The sequence below is a fragment of the Streptomyces neyagawaensis genome (genome assembly GCF_023516595.1).
Lineage (GTDB): Bacteria > Actinomycetota > Actinomycetes > Streptomycetales > Streptomycetaceae > Streptomyces > Streptomyces neyagawaensis.
The window spans coordinates 1-14,698 of sequence record NZ_JAMGBG010000049.1 but is presented as its reverse complement, the minus strand read 5'-3'; the positions used below and the strand labels follow the sequence as shown (position 1 = coordinate 14,698).

General features: G+C 69.3%; 19 protein-coding genes. 5 read left to right on the top strand and 14 right to left on the bottom strand.

Annotated elements, in window-relative coordinates:
* From M8J73_RS22065 to M8J73_RS22055, 3 genes are all read right to left on the bottom strand, one after another.
* Positions 1-1,154, bottom strand: a 1,154-nt coding sequence (locus M8J73_RS22065; RefSeq protein ID WP_249828967.1) for a WD40 repeat domain-containing protein, incomplete at its 3' end; no start/stop codon positions are given.
* On the bottom strand, positions 1,151-1,705 hold the full coding sequence (locus M8J73_RS22060; RefSeq protein WP_055537523.1) for a SigE family RNA polymerase sigma factor: 555 nt from the start codon (positions 1,703-1,705) through the stop codon (positions 1,151-1,153). The genes M8J73_RS22060 and M8J73_RS22065, both read right to left, overlap by 4 nt.
* A 169-nt stretch (positions 1,706-1,874) precedes the next feature.
* Positions 1,875-2,099 (bottom strand): hypothetical protein, encoded by a 225-nt coding sequence (locus tag M8J73_RS22055; RefSeq protein ID WP_055537491.1) that lies wholly within the window; start codon positions 2,097-2,099, stop codon positions 1,875-1,877.
* Positions 2,100-2,283: 184 nt separating this feature from the next.
* Here M8J73_RS22055 and M8J73_RS22050 point away from each other — a divergent pair, with 184 nt between their 5' ends.
* The gene (locus M8J73_RS22050; protein ID WP_055537492.1) at positions 2,284-2,658 is read left to right on the top strand and encodes a hypothetical protein; all 375 of its coding nucleotides are present in this window, start codon (positions 2,284-2,286) and stop codon (positions 2,656-2,658) included.
* Between the two features lie 90 nt (positions 2,659-2,748).
* Here the strand turns inward: M8J73_RS22050 and dapD are convergent, their stop codons facing one another.
* The 3 genes from dapD to M8J73_RS22035 form a co-directional block, all read right to left on the bottom strand.
* Positions 2,749-3,738 (bottom strand): 2,3,4,5-tetrahydropyridine-2,6-dicarboxylate N-succinyltransferase, encoded by a 990-nt coding sequence (gene dapD, locus M8J73_RS22045; protein WP_055537493.1) that lies wholly within the window; start codon positions 3,736-3,738, stop codon positions 2,749-2,751.
* A 149-nt stretch (positions 3,739-3,887) separates the two neighbouring features.
* The gene (locus M8J73_RS22040; protein ID WP_055537494.1) at positions 3,888-4,424 is read right to left on the bottom strand and encodes a TetR/AcrR family transcriptional regulator; all 537 of its coding nucleotides are present in this window, start codon (positions 4,422-4,424) and stop codon (positions 3,888-3,890) included.
* Positions 4,424-4,744 (bottom strand): DMT family transporter, encoded by a 321-nt coding sequence (locus M8J73_RS22035; RefSeq protein ID WP_055537495.1) that lies wholly within the window; start codon positions 4,742-4,744, stop codon positions 4,424-4,426. Before M8J73_RS22035 ends, M8J73_RS22040 begins: the two co-directional genes overlap by 1 nt.
* A 432-nt stretch (positions 4,745-5,176) precedes the next feature.
* On the opposite strand from M8J73_RS22035, the gene M8J73_RS22030 reads away from it, so the two are divergent.
* Positions 5,177-6,082, top strand: a complete 906-nt coding sequence (locus M8J73_RS22030) for an AbfB domain-containing protein (protein WP_240501061.1) — start codon at positions 5,177-5,179, stop codon at positions 6,080-6,082.
* A 70-nt stretch (positions 6,083-6,152) separates the two neighbouring features.
* On the opposite strand, the gene M8J73_RS22025 is transcribed toward M8J73_RS22030, so the two are convergent.
* From M8J73_RS22025 to M8J73_RS21990, 8 genes are all read right to left on the bottom strand, one after another.
* Positions 6,153-6,485 carry a metal-sulfur cluster assembly factor gene (locus M8J73_RS22025; protein ID WP_055514975.1) on the bottom strand — a complete coding sequence of 111 codons (333 nt, stop codon included), beginning with the start codon at positions 6,483-6,485 and terminating at the stop codon, positions 6,153-6,155.
* Positions 6,482-6,946 (bottom strand): Fe-S cluster assembly sulfur transfer protein SufU, encoded by a 465-nt coding sequence (sufU, locus tag M8J73_RS22020; RefSeq protein WP_055514972.1) that lies wholly within the window; start codon positions 6,944-6,946, stop codon positions 6,482-6,484. The genes M8J73_RS22025 and sufU overlap by 4 nt, the downstream gene beginning before the upstream one ends.
* Positions 6,947-6,962: 16 nt before the next feature.
* Positions 6,963-8,219, bottom strand: coding sequence for a cysteine desulfurase (locus tag M8J73_RS22015; RefSeq protein WP_055537496.1), 1,257 nt, complete (start codon positions 8,217-8,219; stop codon positions 6,963-6,965).
* The gene (gene sufC, locus M8J73_RS22010; RefSeq protein WP_055537497.1) at positions 8,216-8,980 is read right to left on the bottom strand and encodes a Fe-S cluster assembly ATPase SufC; all 765 of its coding nucleotides are present in this window, start codon (positions 8,978-8,980) and stop codon (positions 8,216-8,218) included. Before sufC ends, M8J73_RS22015 begins: the two co-directional genes overlap by 4 nt.
* Before the next feature lie 7 nt (positions 8,981-8,987).
* A complete protein-coding gene (locus tag M8J73_RS22005) occupies positions 8,988-9,308 on the bottom strand; it encodes a non-heme iron oxygenase ferredoxin subunit (protein WP_055514965.1) in 321 nt (106 codons plus the stop codon).
* On the bottom strand, positions 9,305-10,498 hold the full coding sequence (gene sufD / locus M8J73_RS22000; RefSeq protein WP_055537498.1) for a Fe-S cluster assembly protein SufD: 1,194 nt from the start codon (positions 10,496-10,498) through the stop codon (positions 9,305-9,307). Before sufD ends, M8J73_RS22005 begins: the two co-directional genes overlap by 4 nt.
* Before the next feature lie 89 nt (positions 10,499-10,587).
* Positions 10,588-12,012: a Fe-S cluster assembly protein SufB gene (gene sufB, locus M8J73_RS21995; protein ID WP_055537499.1), complete on the bottom strand. Its 1,425-nt coding sequence runs from the start codon at positions 12,010-12,012 to the stop codon at positions 10,588-10,590.
* Positions 12,009-12,740 carry a helix-turn-helix transcriptional regulator gene (locus tag M8J73_RS21990; RefSeq protein WP_055537500.1) on the bottom strand — a complete coding sequence of 244 codons (732 nt, stop codon included), beginning with the start codon at positions 12,738-12,740 and terminating at the stop codon, positions 12,009-12,011. Before M8J73_RS21990 ends, sufB begins: the two co-directional genes overlap by 4 nt.
* Positions 12,741-12,953: 213 nt before the next feature.
* Between M8J73_RS21990 and M8J73_RS21985 the strand changes: the two genes are divergently transcribed.
* From M8J73_RS21985 to M8J73_RS21975, 3 genes are all read left to right on the top strand, one after another.
* On the top strand, positions 12,954-13,349 hold the full coding sequence (locus M8J73_RS21985) for a response regulator (RefSeq protein ID WP_055537501.1): 396 nt from the start codon (positions 12,954-12,956) through the stop codon (positions 13,347-13,349).
* Positions 13,349-13,723, top strand: a complete 375-nt coding sequence (locus M8J73_RS21980; protein ID WP_055537502.1) for a response regulator transcription factor — start codon at positions 13,349-13,351, stop codon at positions 13,721-13,723. Before M8J73_RS21985 ends, M8J73_RS21980 begins: the two co-directional genes overlap by 1 nt.
* A partial coding sequence (locus M8J73_RS21975; protein WP_249828966.1) for a HEAT repeat domain-containing protein occupies positions 13,720-14,698 on the top strand: 979 nt, incomplete at its 3' end. The genes M8J73_RS21980 and M8J73_RS21975, both read left to right, overlap by 4 nt.

The following is a 14,698-nucleotide window of genomic DNA, read 5'->3' as shown; positions in this document are numbered from 1 at the left end:
GGGAGCGTCTTGTCGCTGCCGATGGTGACGAGCACCAGGGCGTTGTGGAACTCGTTGGCCCCGGGCGTGATGTCCCAGGCGATGAGCCGCTTGTTGTCGACCCAGGCGAGGAGTTGCTGTCCGCGCACCTTGTGGAGGCGCTTGCCGGTACGGGGGTCGAGGATCCACGAGGCGGTGGTCCTGGCGCCGCCCGCGAAGCCGCCGGCGGCGAGCTTGCCGTCCGGGGAGAGCCGCGCCTCCACCGACCAGTGCAGGTACATCTCGTCCGGCGGCGCGGGGACCTTGTTGCCCTTGAGGTCGTAGTACTGCTGGTGCGGCTCCATCGTCAGCCCGGTGTACACCGACTTGGCGTCGCCGCTGAAGAAGAAGTCCTGGCGGGCGTTGACGAGCCCTCCCTGGGCCTCGGGGACGACCTTGCTCCAGTCGGCCTTCCCGGAGTCGACGTCCACGATGTAGAACCCGGTCCGGTGGGACTTCGAGTGGTCCACTTCGTAGTCGTTCTTCTTGCCGTCGCCGTCGGAGTCGTAGTCGACCCGGGTGAGCAGGTCGGGGTTCTTGCTGTAGGTGGTGGCGACGAGCTTGTCGCCGTCGGACGAGAACTCGACACTCGCGACGCCCCGCCCGACCGGGAGCCAGCGGTCCACCTCGCCGGTGGCCAGATCGAGCAGCCCGATCCGCTCGACCGGCAGGTCCCGCTCCAGTACGGCGGCGGTCCGCATGCCGGGGGCGACGGAGACCATGGACCAGCGGTCGTCCTTCACGTACTTGCCGTTCCTCTGGTCGAGGATCCGATACGTACGCTGCCTGACGGCGGTGTCCTCGGACGTCTTGACCGTGTCGTACGTGTAGTACGCGGCCAGGGCCACGTCCCCGGCGGCGATCAGGTCGCGCGGCGGCGACTGGTCGGGGTGGGCGATGATGTCGCTCTTGTTCATCTCGCTGGCGAGCCGCACCTCGTCCTTGCCGGACTCCAACAGCGGCACCGCGACCGCGACGGCGACCACGGCGGCGGTCGCCGCGGCGACCGTGGCCATCCTGCGGGTACGGCGCCGCCGTCGCACATTCAGCACGCGGTCGGCGAAACCGGGCTCCAGGGGCGGTTGTTCGGCGGCCTGCTCCCGCAGGGAGTCGCGCACCAGTTCGTCGACGTTCATGGACGCACCTCCACGGGCGAGAAGTCACGGGACGGCTGCTGCTCGGCCGGAGCCGGGCCGAGACCGGCCAGTTCGGGCGCGAGTTCCCGCAGCCGGGCGAGGGAGCGGTGGGTGGTGGAGCGGACGGTCCCGACGGAGCAGCCGAGGAGGCGGGCCACATCGGCCTCCGGCAGGTCCTCGAAGTAGCGCAGCACGAGCATGGTCCGCTGCCGTGCGGTCAGCCGGGCGAGCGCGCCGCGCATCACCAGGCGCAGTTCCACCCCGGCCGCGCCGTCGGCGGCGCCGCTCTCGGGCAGCTCGGCGACGGTGACCTCCCTGCGGCGCCATTTCAGCCGCCAGCGGCTGATCTGCTGCCGGTACAGGATCTGCCGTACGTACGCCTCGGGTTCGTCGATGCGCTGCCAGCGGCCGGCCGCCTTGATGAGCGCGTTCTGCAGCAGGTCCTCGGCGGCGTGCCGGTCGCCGCCGCTGAGCAGTACGGCGGTCTTCAGCAGCGCCGACGACCGCCCGGCCACGAACTCGCGGAAACTCTCCTGACCTGCGGCATCCATCGTCACCTTCTCTTCCCCGGCGGGCCCTGTGTCCCGCCCCTGTGCTCTGTGTGACGCGCGGAGCCGCCCGCCGCTATGCCGGTGCGCCGAAAAAAGTTCCCGGACGGGGGCCGGGGCCCGCACCACGCGCTGGCGCGGTACGGGCCCCGGACTCCTGGTGGCGGCGGGCTCAGCCCCAGCGGTACCCGTCACCGAACAGCAGGGTGTGCTCCAGCACGTCCTCCATCGGGTCGTCGACCTGGCCGACATTGACGAGCCCGATACGGGGGCCGTTGTGCGAGCCCCTGTTGGTCTCGTCGGCATGCGCGACACCGGCGGGCAGCCCACACACCACGGCCGCGCCCACCACCCCGGTCACCACTCGTGCCACAGCCCTCACCCGATCGATCCTCATCCTGTCCAACCCCTCATCTCGTATCTTCGCCCTCTGATAGGACTGTGCGTCCCCCCGGTTCATCGCCCACCCCCACCGGAAGGTCACGCGGATCAACCCGTACGGGATCGCCCGAGATCGACCGAGGCCCCCTGAACGAGCCGCCCGGCCGATAACCTGCGGACCACCCAGGAGAGGCGGACCGATGAAATCCGACGCGGAACGATCGGCTCGCATCGCAGCCTGGACGGAACGCGCCCGACCGATCTGGGAGACGACCGGCGACACAGACGCCCTGCAGCGGTTCCTCAAGGACAACGACTGCCACGGAATAGAAGCCGTCCGCGTCACCATGGCCGTGCTGAACTGCGATCTCACCGAGGCACAACGCGCCTTCCTCGGTGCCCCGTGCCGGGACACCGAACGCCGCTTCCACGACGAAGCCCTGAAGCTGCTGGAGCGCGCCGAAGAAGCCCCCATGCAACACACAGCGCCCTCCCAGGTCGGCCTCGGGCCGGGGAAGGGCGCTCTGTGGCGGTCACCGCCGACAGCTGCCAACAGCTCAGGAGCGGTTCGGTAGGAGTCCGGGGGGAGGTTGATCGATCAAGCGGCCGCGGGTCACAGCAACCGCGAGTCGGTCAGCGGCCGTTGCGCGCTCGGCCGCCAATGATCAGTTGTGGCTGTGCAGGATTTCGTTCAGGCCGCCCCAGACCGCGTTGTTCGGGCGGGCCTCCACCGTGCCGGTGACCGAGTTGCGGCGGAAGAGGATGTTCGAGGCGCCGGAGAGCTCGCGAGCCTTGACGACCTGGCCGTCGGGCATCGTGACGCGGGTGCCCGCGGTGACGTACAGGCCGGCCTCCACCACGCACTCGTCGCCGAGGGCGATGCCGACGCCCGCCTCGGCGCCGACCAGGCAGCGCTCGCCGATGGAGATGATGACGTTGCCGCCGCCGGACAGCGTGCCCATCGTGGAGGCGCCGCCGCCGATGTCGGAGCCGTCCCCGACGACGACACCGGCGGAGATGCGGCCCTCGACCATCGACGTGCCGAGGGTGCCGGCGTTGAAGTTGACGAAGCCCTCGTGCATGACCGTGGTGCCCTCGGCGAGGTGCGCGCCCAGCCGGACCCGGTCGGCGTCGGCGATACGGACTCCCTTGGGAGCCACGTAGTCCGTCATCCGCGGGAACTTGTCGACGGACGTCACCTGGAGGTGCAGCCCCTCGGCGCGCGCGTTGAGCCGGACCTTCTCCAGGTCGTCGACGGCGACCGGGCCGAGCGAGGTCCAGGCGACGTTGGCCAGGAGGCCGAAGATGCCGTCCAGGCTCTGGCCGTGCGGCTTCACCAGGCGGTGGGAGAGCAGGTGGAGGCGCAGGTAGGCGTCGTGCGTGTCGACCGGCTTCTCGTCGAGCGAGGAGATGACCGTGCGGACCGCGACGACCTCGACGCCCCGGCGGGTGTCCTGACCGATCGCCGCCGTCGCGCCGCCGCCCAGCAGCTGGGCCGCCCGCTCGGGGTCGAGCCGCTCGGTGCCGGACGGGCCCGGCTCGGCGGCGAGCTCGGGCGCGGGGTACCAGGTGTCGAGAACAGTGCCGTCGGCGGCGATCGTGGCGAGGCCGGCGGCCACGGCGCCGGTGGTGCGAGGAGCAGTCGTGTCGGTCATGAGGGAAACCTAACCGTCCGGGGGCAGCCCAGGCCAACCCACGGCACGGCCGTCTCAGGAGCCGGGCATCCCGGACGACGGCGACCGCGCCGTCACCACCGCGCCAGCACCACCGCGCCGTCACCACCGCGCCGGGTTACCGGCGAGCCTCAGCCGATCACCCGCGCCAGCACCTCCCGCGCGTACCCCTCGTCGTACGGCACCCCCGTCAGCAGCACCTGGAGGCAGATCCCGTCGATCAGGGCGACCAGGGCCCGTGCGGTCACCGGGTCGGTGCGCAGGGCGAGGCAGTCGGCGAAGCCCTCCGCCCACTCCGCGGCGACCGGGCGGAGGGCCGGGCGGCGCAGGGCGGCGAGGTAGAGCTCGTACTCGACCTCCAGGCCCGTACGGTCGCCGGCGAACCATTCGCTGCCGAGCGCGGCGAGTTCGGCGGCCAGGTCGGACTCCGGGTCCTGGAGGGCGCCGCGGGCCAGGACCGTGCGCGCGTACCCCTCGTTGGCCTGCCGCAGCGCCGCCACCATGAGGTCGTCGAGGGTCTTGAAGTGGTACGTCGTCGAACCGAGCGGTACGTCCGCCTCGGCGGCCACGCTGCGGTGGCTCAGCCCGGCGATGCCCTTCTCCCCGACGACACGGATCGCCGCGTCGATGATCCGCTGCCGCCGCTCGGGGTCGTAACGCCGGGCCATCAGTGGGCGCCTCCCAGGTTGAGGACGACGACTCCCGCCACGATCAGCACGATCCCGGCGGCCTTGGCGGGGCTCAGTCCCTCCCCGAACAGCACCAGGCCGAGCGCGGCGACGCTTGCGGTGCCGACGCCGGACCAGATGGCGTAGGCCGTGCCGATCGACATCGACTTGAGCGCCTGGGCGAGGAGCCCGAAGGAGATCAGGTAACCGATCCCGGTGATCAGCGACGGGCCCACCTTGCTGAAGCCCTCGCTGTACTTCATCGCGGTGGTGGCGACGACCTCGGCGGCTATGGCGAAGCCGAGCAGCAGATATCCCATGTGTACTAGCGTACACATGGATACGTACGGTCGTACACATCAACGTCCATCACATTGGGACCACATCAGGGCCACATCAGGGCCACATCGCGGACAGACCAAGAGCACACCGACTGCACATCGAGAGCACATCGGGAGCAGATCGAGGGCGAGACGCGGCGCGGAGGCCCTCGCGAGTGCCCCCGTCCGTCCCCGATCGGGCGCACCCGCACGGAAATGTCTCCCCAAGAGGCCGCCGTTTCGGGGCCGTTCCGTTATGGAAGCGCTCTCCAAAGGGCTCCCCGCACACCACTTGGTCCACTACTGTTTCAACGGTCAATCTCCCGATTGTGTGACGGCCGCAAGGGTTCGCACACACCGGTGACACGTACCACCTCCCCTGACCCGCATGACGAATTCGCGTCCGCCTGTGCGACGCCGAGGGAACCGCGCATGCCGCCAACGAAGCCCGGACCTGATCCGGACCAGAACACCCCCAACCTCCCGGTGCTGAGATCCGCGAAGGTGTGGGAGACCGGTGTCGCCCCCGACGACACCCGAATACCGGGCACCCGCCGCCTCTGGCTGGCCGGAGCGCTCGCCCTGGCCGTCGTGTCGTCGTGCGTGACCGCGATCGTCATTCAGGACTCCGGTTCTGACGACACGTCACGGACCCGCACGGACCGCACCACGCTGGCCGACGACCCGGTCGCCCCGCTCTCCCTTCCCCCGGCGTCGCCGACCACGGCCCCCAACGGGAAGAGCGGACTGTCCGAGCCGCAGGACTCCAAGGGCGGTTCCAAGGGCAAGGGCAAGGGTTCCTCCGACTCGGAGGAACCCGGCTCGGACGACAAGCAGCAGGGCGGCGCGAAGCCGGACCCCAAGCCGTCCAAGTCGACGTCGCCCACGAAGAAGCCGCCGTCGACGTCCGTGAACCGGAAGTCCGTACAGGCCGTCAACTACCCGGACCGGTACTGGCACCTGAGCGGCGGGGCGATCCGCCTCGACCAGGTGGGCACCTACAGCGGGAGTGAGACCCGTGAGGACTCCACCTTCAAGGTGGTCTCCGGCCTCGCCAGGTCCGACTGCTATTCCTTCCGCATGGCGGACGGACGGTACGTCAGGCACCAGAACTTCCGGCTCCGCGTGAGCAGTAACGACGGCTCGAACCTCTTCAAGCAGGACGCGACGTTCTGCGCGATGCGGTCGCCGTACTCGGACGCCATGATGCTCCGGTCGGTGAACTACCCCGACCGCGTGCTGCGTCACCGGAACTTCGAGCTGGTCCTGGACCCGTACGGCTACAACAGCGGCAACCGGCAGGACTTCCTCTTCCGCCTGGTGAAGGGCCTCGACTGACGGCACGGCACCCGGACATGAGTGTGGCCCCCGGCGACTTTCGCCGGGGGCCACACTCATGTGGTCGGTCTCAGACGTTGAACCCGAGCGCCCGAAGCTGCTCGCGACCGTCGTCCGTGATCTTGTCCGGGCCCCACGGGGGCATCCAGACCCAGTTGATGCGCAGCTCGTTGACGAGGCCGTCCGTGGCGGACTTGGCCTGGTCCTCGATGACATCCGTCAGCGGGCAGGCCGCCGAGGTCAGGGTCATGTCGATCGTCGCGATGTTCGCGTCGTCGATGTGGATGCCGTAGATCAGGCCCAGGTTGACGACGTCGATGCCCAGCTCGGGGTCGACGACGTCGTACAGGGCCTCGCGGATCTCCTCCTCGGAGGCCGGCTTCATCTCCACGGTGTCACTCATGCCGTCTTCCTTTCGGCGTCGGCGCCCAGCGCCTGGGCCGTCGCGTCCTTCCACGCCATCCAGCTGAGGAGGGCGCACTTGACCCGGGCCGGGTACTTGGAGACCCCGGCGAACGCGACCGCGTCCTCCAGGACCTCCTCCATCGCGTCGTCCGGCTCGATCTTCCCCTTGGACTGCATCAGCTCCAGGAAGGTCTCCTGGATCCGCCGCGCGTCCGTCAGCTCCTTGCCGACGAGCAGCTCGTTCAGCACGGAGGCGCTGGCCTGGCTGATCGAGCAGCCCTGGCCCTCGTACGAGACGTCCTCGATGGTCGTACCGTCGTACTTCACGCGCAGGGTGATCTCGTCGCCGCACGTGGGGTTCACGTGGTGCACCTCGGCGTCGCCATCCCGCAAGCCCCGCCCGTGCGGGTTCTTGTAGTGGTCCAGGATGACTTCCTGGTACATCGAGTCCAGCTTCATGCGATCGCTCGTCCCATCAGCCGAAGAAGTTCCGTACGTGCTCCAGGCCGTCGACCAGCGCGTCGATCTCGGCCGGCGTGGAGTACAGATAGAACGACGCTCGGGTGGTCGCGGGAATTCCGTAGCGCAGGCAGACGGGGCGGGCGCAGTGGTGGCCGACCCGGACCGCGATGCCCTGCTCGTCGAGGACCTGACCCACGTCGTGCGGGTGGATGTCGCCGAGCGTGAAGGAGATCGCCGCGCCCCGGTCCTCGGCCGTGGCCGGGCCGATGATGCGCAGGTCAGGGACCTCCGCCAGACGCTTCACCGCGTACTCGGTGAGGGCGTGCTCATGGGCGAGGATCTTGTCCATGCCGATCGAGTTGAGGTAGTCGATCGCCGCGCCCAGACCGACCGCCTGCGCGATCGGCGGGGTGCCCGCCTCGAACTTGTGCGGGGCGGGGGCGTACGTCGACGAGTGCATCGACACCGTCTCGATCATCTCGCCGCCGCCGAGGAACGGGGGCAGGTCCTCCAGGAGCTCCTGGCGGCCCCAGAGCACGCCGATGCCGGTCGGACCGCACATCTTGTGGCCGGTGAAGGCCACGAAGTCGGCCTGGAGGGCCTGGACGTCCAGCGGCATGTGCGGCGCGGCCTGCGAGGCGTCGACGCAGACCAGGGCGCCGACCTCCTGCGCCCGGCGCACTATCGCCTCGACCGGGTTGACCGTGCCCAGGATGTTGGACACCAGCACGAAGGAGACGATCTTCGTCTTCTCCGTGATGATCTCGTCGATGTTGGAGAGGTCGAGACGGCCGTCGTCGGTCAGCCCGAACCACTTCAGCTTCGCGCCCGTGCGCTGCGCGAGCAGCTGCCACGGCACGATGTTGGAGTGGTGCTCCATCTCCGTGATGACGATCTCGGTCTCGGAGTCCACCCGGTAGGGCTCGTCGGCCCAGCCGAGCATGTTCGCCACGAGGTTCAGCGACTCGGAGGCGTTCTTGGTGAAGATCACCTCGTCGCGGCTGGGCGCGTTGATGAACGCGGCGACCTTGTCGCGCGCGCCCTCGTACAGCGCCGTGGCCTCCTCGGCGAGCACATGCACACCGCGGTGGACGTTGGCGTTGTAGCGCTCGTAGTACTCGCTCAGGGCGTCCAGCACCTGGCGCGGCTTCTGCGAGGTCGCCGCGTTGTCCAGGTACACGAGCTTCCGCTCGTCGTGGACCTGACGGTCCAGGATGGGGAAGTCCTTGCGGAGCGCCTCGGTGTCGAGGAGGCCCGGCAGCTGTGTCACGCGGATGCGCCACCCTTCGTGTATGCCTCGTAGCCCTCGTTCTCCAGCTTGTCGGCGAGCTCGGGGCCACCGGACTCGACGATCCGGCCGCCCGCGAAGACGTGGACGTGGTCGGGCTTGATGTAGCGCAGGATGCGCGTGTAGTGCGTGATCAGCAGGGTGCCGACCTCGCCGGTCTCACGGACGCGGTTGACGCCCTCGGAGACGACCCGGAGCGCGTCGACGTCCAGACCGGAGTCCGTCTCGTCGAGGATCGCGATCTTCGGCTTGAGCAGTTCGAGCTGGAGGATCTCGTGGCGCTTCTTCTCACCGCCGGAGAAGCCCTCGTTGACGTTGCGCTCGGCGAAGGAGGGGTCCATGTTGAGGCGCTGCATGGCCTCCTTGACCTCCTTGACCCAGGTGCGCAGCTTGGGGGCCTCGCCGCGGATGGCGGTGGCGGAGGTCCGCAGGAAGTTGGAGACCGAGACGCCGGGGACCTCGACCGGGTACTGCATCGCCAGGAACAGGCCCGCGCGGGCGCGCTCGTCGACGGACATCTCCAGGACGTCCTCGCCGTCGAGCAGCACGGTGCCGCCGGTGATCGTGTACTTCGGGTGACCCGCGAGCGAGTAGGCGAGGGTCGACTTGCCGGAGCCGTTGGGGCCCATGATGGCGTGCGTCTCGCCCTGCTTCACGGTGAGGTCGACGCCCTTGAGGATCTCCTTCGTGGCGTTGTCGGCCTCGACGGTGACGTGCAGGTCTCGGATTTCAAGCGTTGCCATGGGTGCCTCAGGACTCCTGGGTGAGGGAGACGAGCACGTCGTCCCCTTCGATCTTTACGGGGTATACGGGGACGGGGCGCGTCGCGGGTAGGCCGGACGGCTTACCGGTGCGGAGATCGAACGCGGAGCCGTGCAGCCAGCACTCGATCTGGCAGTCCTCCACCTCGCCCTCGGAGAGCGAGACGTTCGCGTGGGAGCAGATGTCGTGGATGGCGAACACCTCTCCCTCGGTCCGCACGACCGAGACCGGCGTGCCGTCGAGTTCCACCCGCTTCGGGGTGTCCTCCTCCAGCTCGCTCAGCCCGCAGGCGCGTACGAAGGTGGTCATCGGCCCGATCCAGTCACGGTCTCCAGCTCCTCGTCGAGCTTCTCCAGCAGGCGCTCCTCGATGTCGTCGACACCGATCTGCTGGACCAGCTCGGCGAAGAAGCCGCGCACGACGAGGCGGCGGGCCTCCTCGGCGGGGATGCCGCGGGCCATCAGGTAGAAGAGCTGCTCGTCGTCGAAGCGGCCGGTCGCCGAGGCATGGCCGGCGCCGACGATCTCGCCGGTCTCGATCTCCAGGTTCGGCACGGAGTCGACGCGGGCGCCGTCCGTGAGGACGAGGTTCCGGTTCATCTCGTAGGTGTCGGTGCCCTCGGCCGCGGCCTCGATGAGGACGTCGCCGATCCACACCGCGTGGGCTCCGTCGCCCTGGAGGGCGCCCTTGTAGACCACGTTGGACTTGCAGTGCGGCACGTTGTGCGTGACCAGCAGGCGGTGCTCCTGGTGCTGGCCGGCGTCGGTGAAGTACAGACCGAACAGCTCGGCCTCGCCGCCGGGGCCGGCGTAGGTGACGCGCGGGTGGAGGCGGACGACGTCGCCGCCGAAGGTGACGACGACCGACTTGAAGGAGGCGTCCCGGCCGACGAGGGCGTTGTGCTGGGCGATGTGCACGGCCTTGTCGTCCCAGTCCTGCACGGAGACGACGGTCAGCTTGGCGCCGTCACCGAGGAGGTAGTCGACGTTGGCGGCGAGCACGGCGTCACCGGTGTGGTCGATGACGACGACGGCCTCGGCGAAGGCACCCAGTTCGATGACCTGGTGGGCGAAGGCGGTGCCGCCCTCGCCGTGCACGGCGATGCGGATCGGCTCGGTGAGGACCGTCTCCTTGGGGACGGTGATCACACCGGCCTTCTCGAACGCCGAGTAGGCCTGGGCGGCGACGCGGTCCACCGGGGTGCCCGCCTTGCCGAGGCGCGCGTCGTCGCGGCCGACGGCCTCGACGGTGACGCCCTCGGGGGCCTGCACGTCGACCTTCAGGCCGTCGCCGGTGCCGACGGCGGTGCCGTCGTGCAGCCCGCGCAGCCGCTCCAGCGGGGTGAACCGCCACTCCTCCTCACGGCCGTGCGGCACGGGGAAGTCCGCCACGTCGAAGGAGGGGGGCGCGCTCATGCGCGAGACGACGGTCGACTCGGCGGCCACCGCGATCGAGCCGGCGGTGGTGCTGCCCACCGGGATGTTCTGAGCCTCAGCCATGGCTGTCGGTCTGCTCTCTTCCTACGTTTACGATCTTCGGCCCGCCCCGGAGAGGCGGGCCGCCTGCTGCTGGACCGGAAGGTCTGGGGTCAGCCGACCGCGCCTTCCATCTGCAGCTCGATCAGCCGGTTGAGCTCCAGCGCGTACTCCATGGGCAGCTCCTTGGCGATCGGCTCGACGAAGCCGCGCACGATCATCGCCATGGCCTCGTCCTCCGACAGACCGCGGCTCATCAGGTAGAAGAGCTGGTCCTCGGAGACCTTGGAGACGGTCGCCTCGTGGCCCATGGACACGTCGTCCTCACGGACGTCGACGTACGGGTAGGTGTCCGAGCGGGAGATGGTGTCGACGAGCAGCGCGTCGCACAGCACGTTCGACTTGGAGCCGGGGGCGCCCTCGCCGATCTCGATCAGACCGCGGTAGGAGGTGCGGCCACCGCCGCGCGCCACGGACTTCGAGACGATGTTCGAGGACGTGTTCGGGGCCATGTGGACCATCTTGGCGCCGGCGTCCTGGTGCTGGCCCTCGCCCGCGAAGGCGATGGAGAGGGTCTCGCCCTTGGCGTGCTCGCCCATCAGGTAGACGGCCGGGTACTTCATCGTCACCTTGGAGCCGATGTTGCCGTCGATCCACTCCATGGTGGCGCCCTCGTAGGCGACGGCGCGCTTGGTGACCAGGTTGTAGACGTTGTTCGACCAGTTCTGGATGGTCGTGTAGCGGCAGCGGGCGTTCTTCTTGACGATGATCTCGACGACCGCGGAGTGCAGCGAGTCCGACTTGTAGATCGGGGCCGTACAACCCTCGACGTAGTGCACGTAGGCGCCCTCGTCGACGATGATCAGGGTCCGCTCGAACTGGCCCATGTTCTCCGTGTTGATACGGAAGTAGGCCTGGAGCGGGATCTCGACGTGCACGCCCTTCGGCACGTAGATGAAGGAGCCACCGGACCACACGGCGGTGTTCAGCGCGGCGAACTTGTTGTCACCGGCGGGGATGACGGTGCCGAAGTACTCCTTGAAGAGCTCCGGGTGCTCCTTCAGCGCGGTGTCGGTGTCGAGGAAGATGACGCCCTGCTCCTCCAGGTCCTCGCGGATCTGGTGGTAGACGACCTCCGACTCGTACTGGGCGGCGACACCGGCGACGAGGCGCTGCTTCTCCGCCTCGGGGATGCCCAGCTTGTCGTAGGTGTTCTTGATGTCCTCGGGCAGGTCCTCCCAGGACTCCGCCTGCTTCTCCGTGGAGCGCACGAAGTACTTGATGTTGTCGAAGTCGATGCCCGACAGGTCCGAGCCCCAGTTCGGCATGGGCTTCTTCTCGAACAGCTTCAGGCCCTTGAGACGCAGCTTCGTCATCCACTCCGGCTCGGACTTCTTGCCGGAGATGTCGAGGACGACGTCTTCGTTCAGGCCGCGCTTCGCTGCGGCACCGGCCTCGTCGGAGTCCGCCCAGCCGTATTCGTACTTACCCAGGCCCTCGAGCTCAGGGTGGGCGGTCTCCTCGATGGGGAGAGTCATGCGGGGTTCCTCCCGGCCGTGCTAGCGGATGCGTTGGTGGCTGACTTGGAAACTCTGGGGATGAACGTCGTGCAGACGCCGTCGCCGTGGGCGATGGTGGCCAGCCGCTGGACGTGCGTACCGAGCAGTTCGGCGAAGAGCTCGGTCTCGGCCTCGCAGAGCTGCGGGAACTGCTCGGCCACATGAGCTACCGGGCAGTGGTGCTGGCAGAGCTGCTCACCCTGGTGGGGGTGGGGGGCACTGCGTGCCGTAGCAGCGTACCCGTCCGCACTCAAGGCCTTGGCCAGGGCTTCGGCCCTGTCCTCCGGGGCGGCTGCCTCGACGGCCTTGCGGTACTCGCCGGCCTGCGCGGCGACCCGGGCACGGGCGAAGGCGGCGACGGCCTGCTCCCCGCCCTCCTGGTCCGCGATCCAGTGGAGCGCGTCCACGGCCAGCTTGTCGTACGACTGGTCGAAGGCGTCGCGGCCGCAGTCCGTCAGGGCGAACACCTTGGCCGGGCGCCCGCGCGTGCGCGCGCCGTAGACGCGCTGCTCACGGGGCTGCACGACATCGTCGGCGACCAGGGCGTCGAGGTGTCGGCGGACGGCGGCCTGGGTCAGGCCGAGACGGCCTGCCAGGTCGGCCACGGTGGACGGCCCGTGATCCAGGATGGACCGCGCGACCCGGTTGCGAGTGGATCGCTCACCGGTCGCGAGTTCCTCCTGCGGAGCCGCGCCAACGTTTTTCACAACGCCATTGTTGCGTAATTCCTCGGAGGGGGGCAAGCGGCGTCCGGGGCACCCGGCCGTGCCCTGCATCACTTAGGTGAACCTAATCCGACCTGCGGAAACGATCTTTGATCGATCACCGGCGGGCGGGGGCACCGCTGTGACTTGTGTTCTCTATGTGGCGAGAGGGGCAAAATGATCCTAATTTGTAAGCATCCGACTACTTGAATCGGGATGGCGATGCATGGTGAGCACGGCCCTCTGCTGCACGTCCTGGTGATTGACGACGACCAGGACGTCAGTGCCCTGCTGACACGTCATCTGGGCGCCCTCGGCTGTCGTGTGACGGCCGCGGCATCCGGTGAGAAGGGGTTGGACATGGCGTTCGCCGATCCCCCGGACCTGGCGATCGTCGACATACTGCTGCCCGGTATCGACGGGCGGGAGGTCATCCGCAGACTGCGAGCGGACGAGCGGACGAAACAGTGCCGACTCGTCGTCTCCTCCGTGCTCGACCCGCAGGACCTGGTCGAGCTCGCGACGGACGAACTGCTGGCGAAGCCGTTCCGGCAGGCGTCGGTGGCGCGGCTCGTCGCTTCCTACCGCAGTTCCGCATCGCAGGAGGAGTAATGGCTCGTGTGCTGGTGGCCGACGACGACGCCGACATCCGGGATCTCGTCGCGTTCAAGCTGACGCAGAGCGGCCACCAGGTCACGGCCGTGGAGGACGGCATGACCGCGCTGCGGGTTCTGCGCGAGCGCCCACCGGATCTCGTGCTCCTCGACATCCGGATGCCGGGGATCTCGGGACTGGACGTGTGCCGTGAACTGCGGGCGGCGGAGGAGACGTCGTCGCTCCCGGTCATCCTGATCACCGCCCGCTCCCAGGAGGGAGACGTCGAACTCGGCTTCTCGGCGGGCGCCGACGACTACATCGTCAAGCCCTTCAGCCCGCGCGAGCTGTCCAGCCGGGTCAACGCGGTGCTCTCCCGGGTCGAGCGGTGATCCCGCTCGACTTCGTCACCGGCGCGCTGCTGTACCTGCTGGGCATGGGACTGGCGCTGAGTCTGCTGGTCGCGGGCATCCGGGGCGCCCGTACGTACCGCAGGCGCAGACGTGAGCGGATCGCGGCGCCGGTGCGCGGCCTGCTGCTGGAGCTGCTGTGCGCGCCGGAGGAGGAACACGGCGAGCTGCTGGAGCACATGGCGCGGATCGACCGGCACACCTGGGCCGCGCTGGAGCCGACCGTGGCGGCCATGCTGGGCAAGGTGTCCGGCAGGGCCCGCACGGCCCTGGTCCAGCTGTACGAGATGCGCGGCTCCGCGGCGGAGGCCGTCGCCGATCTGGGCAGCCGCAGTGCGGTCCGGCGCGGGCGCGCCGCACAGGTGCTCGGTCAGCTGCGCCACCGTCCGGCCGCCCCGTCGCTGTGCCGTCTGCTCGACGACCGCGACCGGGAGGTGCGGCTGGCCGCGGCACGGGCGCTGGGCCGAACCGGTGATCCGGCGGCCGTACCGCGTCTGCTGAGCAGCCTGCACGGACCGCGGGCCGTGTCACCCAAGATCGTCACGGCGGCGCTGACCTCCCTCGGGGCCGACGCCTGGCACCGTGTCGCGGCGGGGCTCCGGGATCCCGTGCCCCTCGTCCGGGCCGTGGCCGTGGAGGTGCTCGGGGTGACCGGTGCGATCGCCCGCACGCCCGACATCGTCCGGGCCCTGCGCGAGGACCCCGACACCGAGGTCCAGATCCGTGCGACGCGCGCGCTGGGCAGGCTGGGCATGCCCGACGGCTTGGAGCCGCTGCTGGCGGCCATCCGGCCCGGCCGGCCGGTTGCCCTGCGCACCGTGGCGGCCGGCGCCCTGGGCAGCCTGGGCGCCGAGGCCGCGACGGGACCGCTGGCCGCCCTGCTCGGCGACCCCGACCCGCATGTGGCCGGCACCGCTGCGCGGTCCCTGCTGCGACTCGGCCCGGCGGGCGAGGCGG

What these genes read in the sequence shown, in the direction of transcription:
- M8J73_RS22060 (WP_055537523.1), bottom strand. Translation starts at nt 1,705, where the DNA reads ATGGATGCCGCAGGTCAGGAGAGTTTCCGCGAGTTCGTGGCCGGGCGG.
- M8J73_RS22055 (WP_055537491.1), bottom strand. Translation starts at nt 2,099, where the DNA reads ATGAGGATCGATCGGGTGAGGGCTGTGGCACGAGTGGTGACCGGGGTG.
- M8J73_RS22050 (WP_055537492.1), top strand. Translation starts at nt 2,284, where the DNA reads ATGAAATCCGACGCGGAACGATCGGCTCGCATCGCAGCCTGGACGGAA.
- dapD (WP_055537493.1), bottom strand. Translation starts at nt 3,738, where the DNA reads ATGACCGACACGACTGCTCCTCGCACCACCGGCGCCGTGGCCGCCGGC.
- M8J73_RS22040 (WP_055537494.1), bottom strand. Translation starts at nt 4,424, where the DNA reads ATGGCCCGGCGTTACGACCCCGAGCGGCGGCAGCGGATCATCGACGCG.
- M8J73_RS22035 (WP_055537495.1), bottom strand. Translation starts at nt 4,744, where the DNA reads ATGGGATATCTGCTGCTCGGCTTCGCCATAGCCGCCGAGGTCGTCGCC.
- M8J73_RS22030 (WP_240501061.1), top strand. Translation starts at nt 5,177, where the DNA reads ATGCCGCCAACGAAGCCCGGACCTGATCCGGACCAGAACACCCCCAAC.
- M8J73_RS22025 (WP_055514975.1), bottom strand. Translation starts at nt 6,485, where the DNA reads ATGAGTGACACCGTGGAGATGAAGCCGGCCTCCGAGGAGGAGATCCGC.
- sufU (WP_055514972.1), bottom strand. Translation starts at nt 6,946, where the DNA reads ATGAAGCTGGACTCGATGTACCAGGAAGTCATCCTGGACCACTACAAG.
- sufC (WP_055537497.1), bottom strand. Translation starts at nt 8,980, where the DNA reads ATGGCAACGCTTGAAATCCGAGACCTGCACGTCACCGTCGAGGCCGAC.
- M8J73_RS22005 (WP_055514965.1), bottom strand. Translation starts at nt 9,308, where the DNA reads ATGACCACCTTCGTACGCGCCTGCGGGCTGAGCGAGCTGGAGGAGGAC.
- sufD (WP_055537498.1), bottom strand. Translation starts at nt 10,498, where the DNA reads ATGGCTGAGGCTCAGAACATCCCGGTGGGCAGCACCACCGCCGGCTCG.
- sufB (WP_055537499.1), bottom strand. Translation starts at nt 12,012, where the DNA reads ATGACTCTCCCCATCGAGGAGACCGCCCACCCTGAGCTCGAGGGCCTG.
- M8J73_RS21985 (WP_055537501.1), top strand. Translation starts at nt 12,954, where the DNA reads ATGGCGATGCATGGTGAGCACGGCCCTCTGCTGCACGTCCTGGTGATT.
- M8J73_RS21980 (WP_055537502.1), top strand. Translation starts at nt 13,349, where the DNA reads ATGGCTCGTGTGCTGGTGGCCGACGACGACGCCGACATCCGGGATCTC.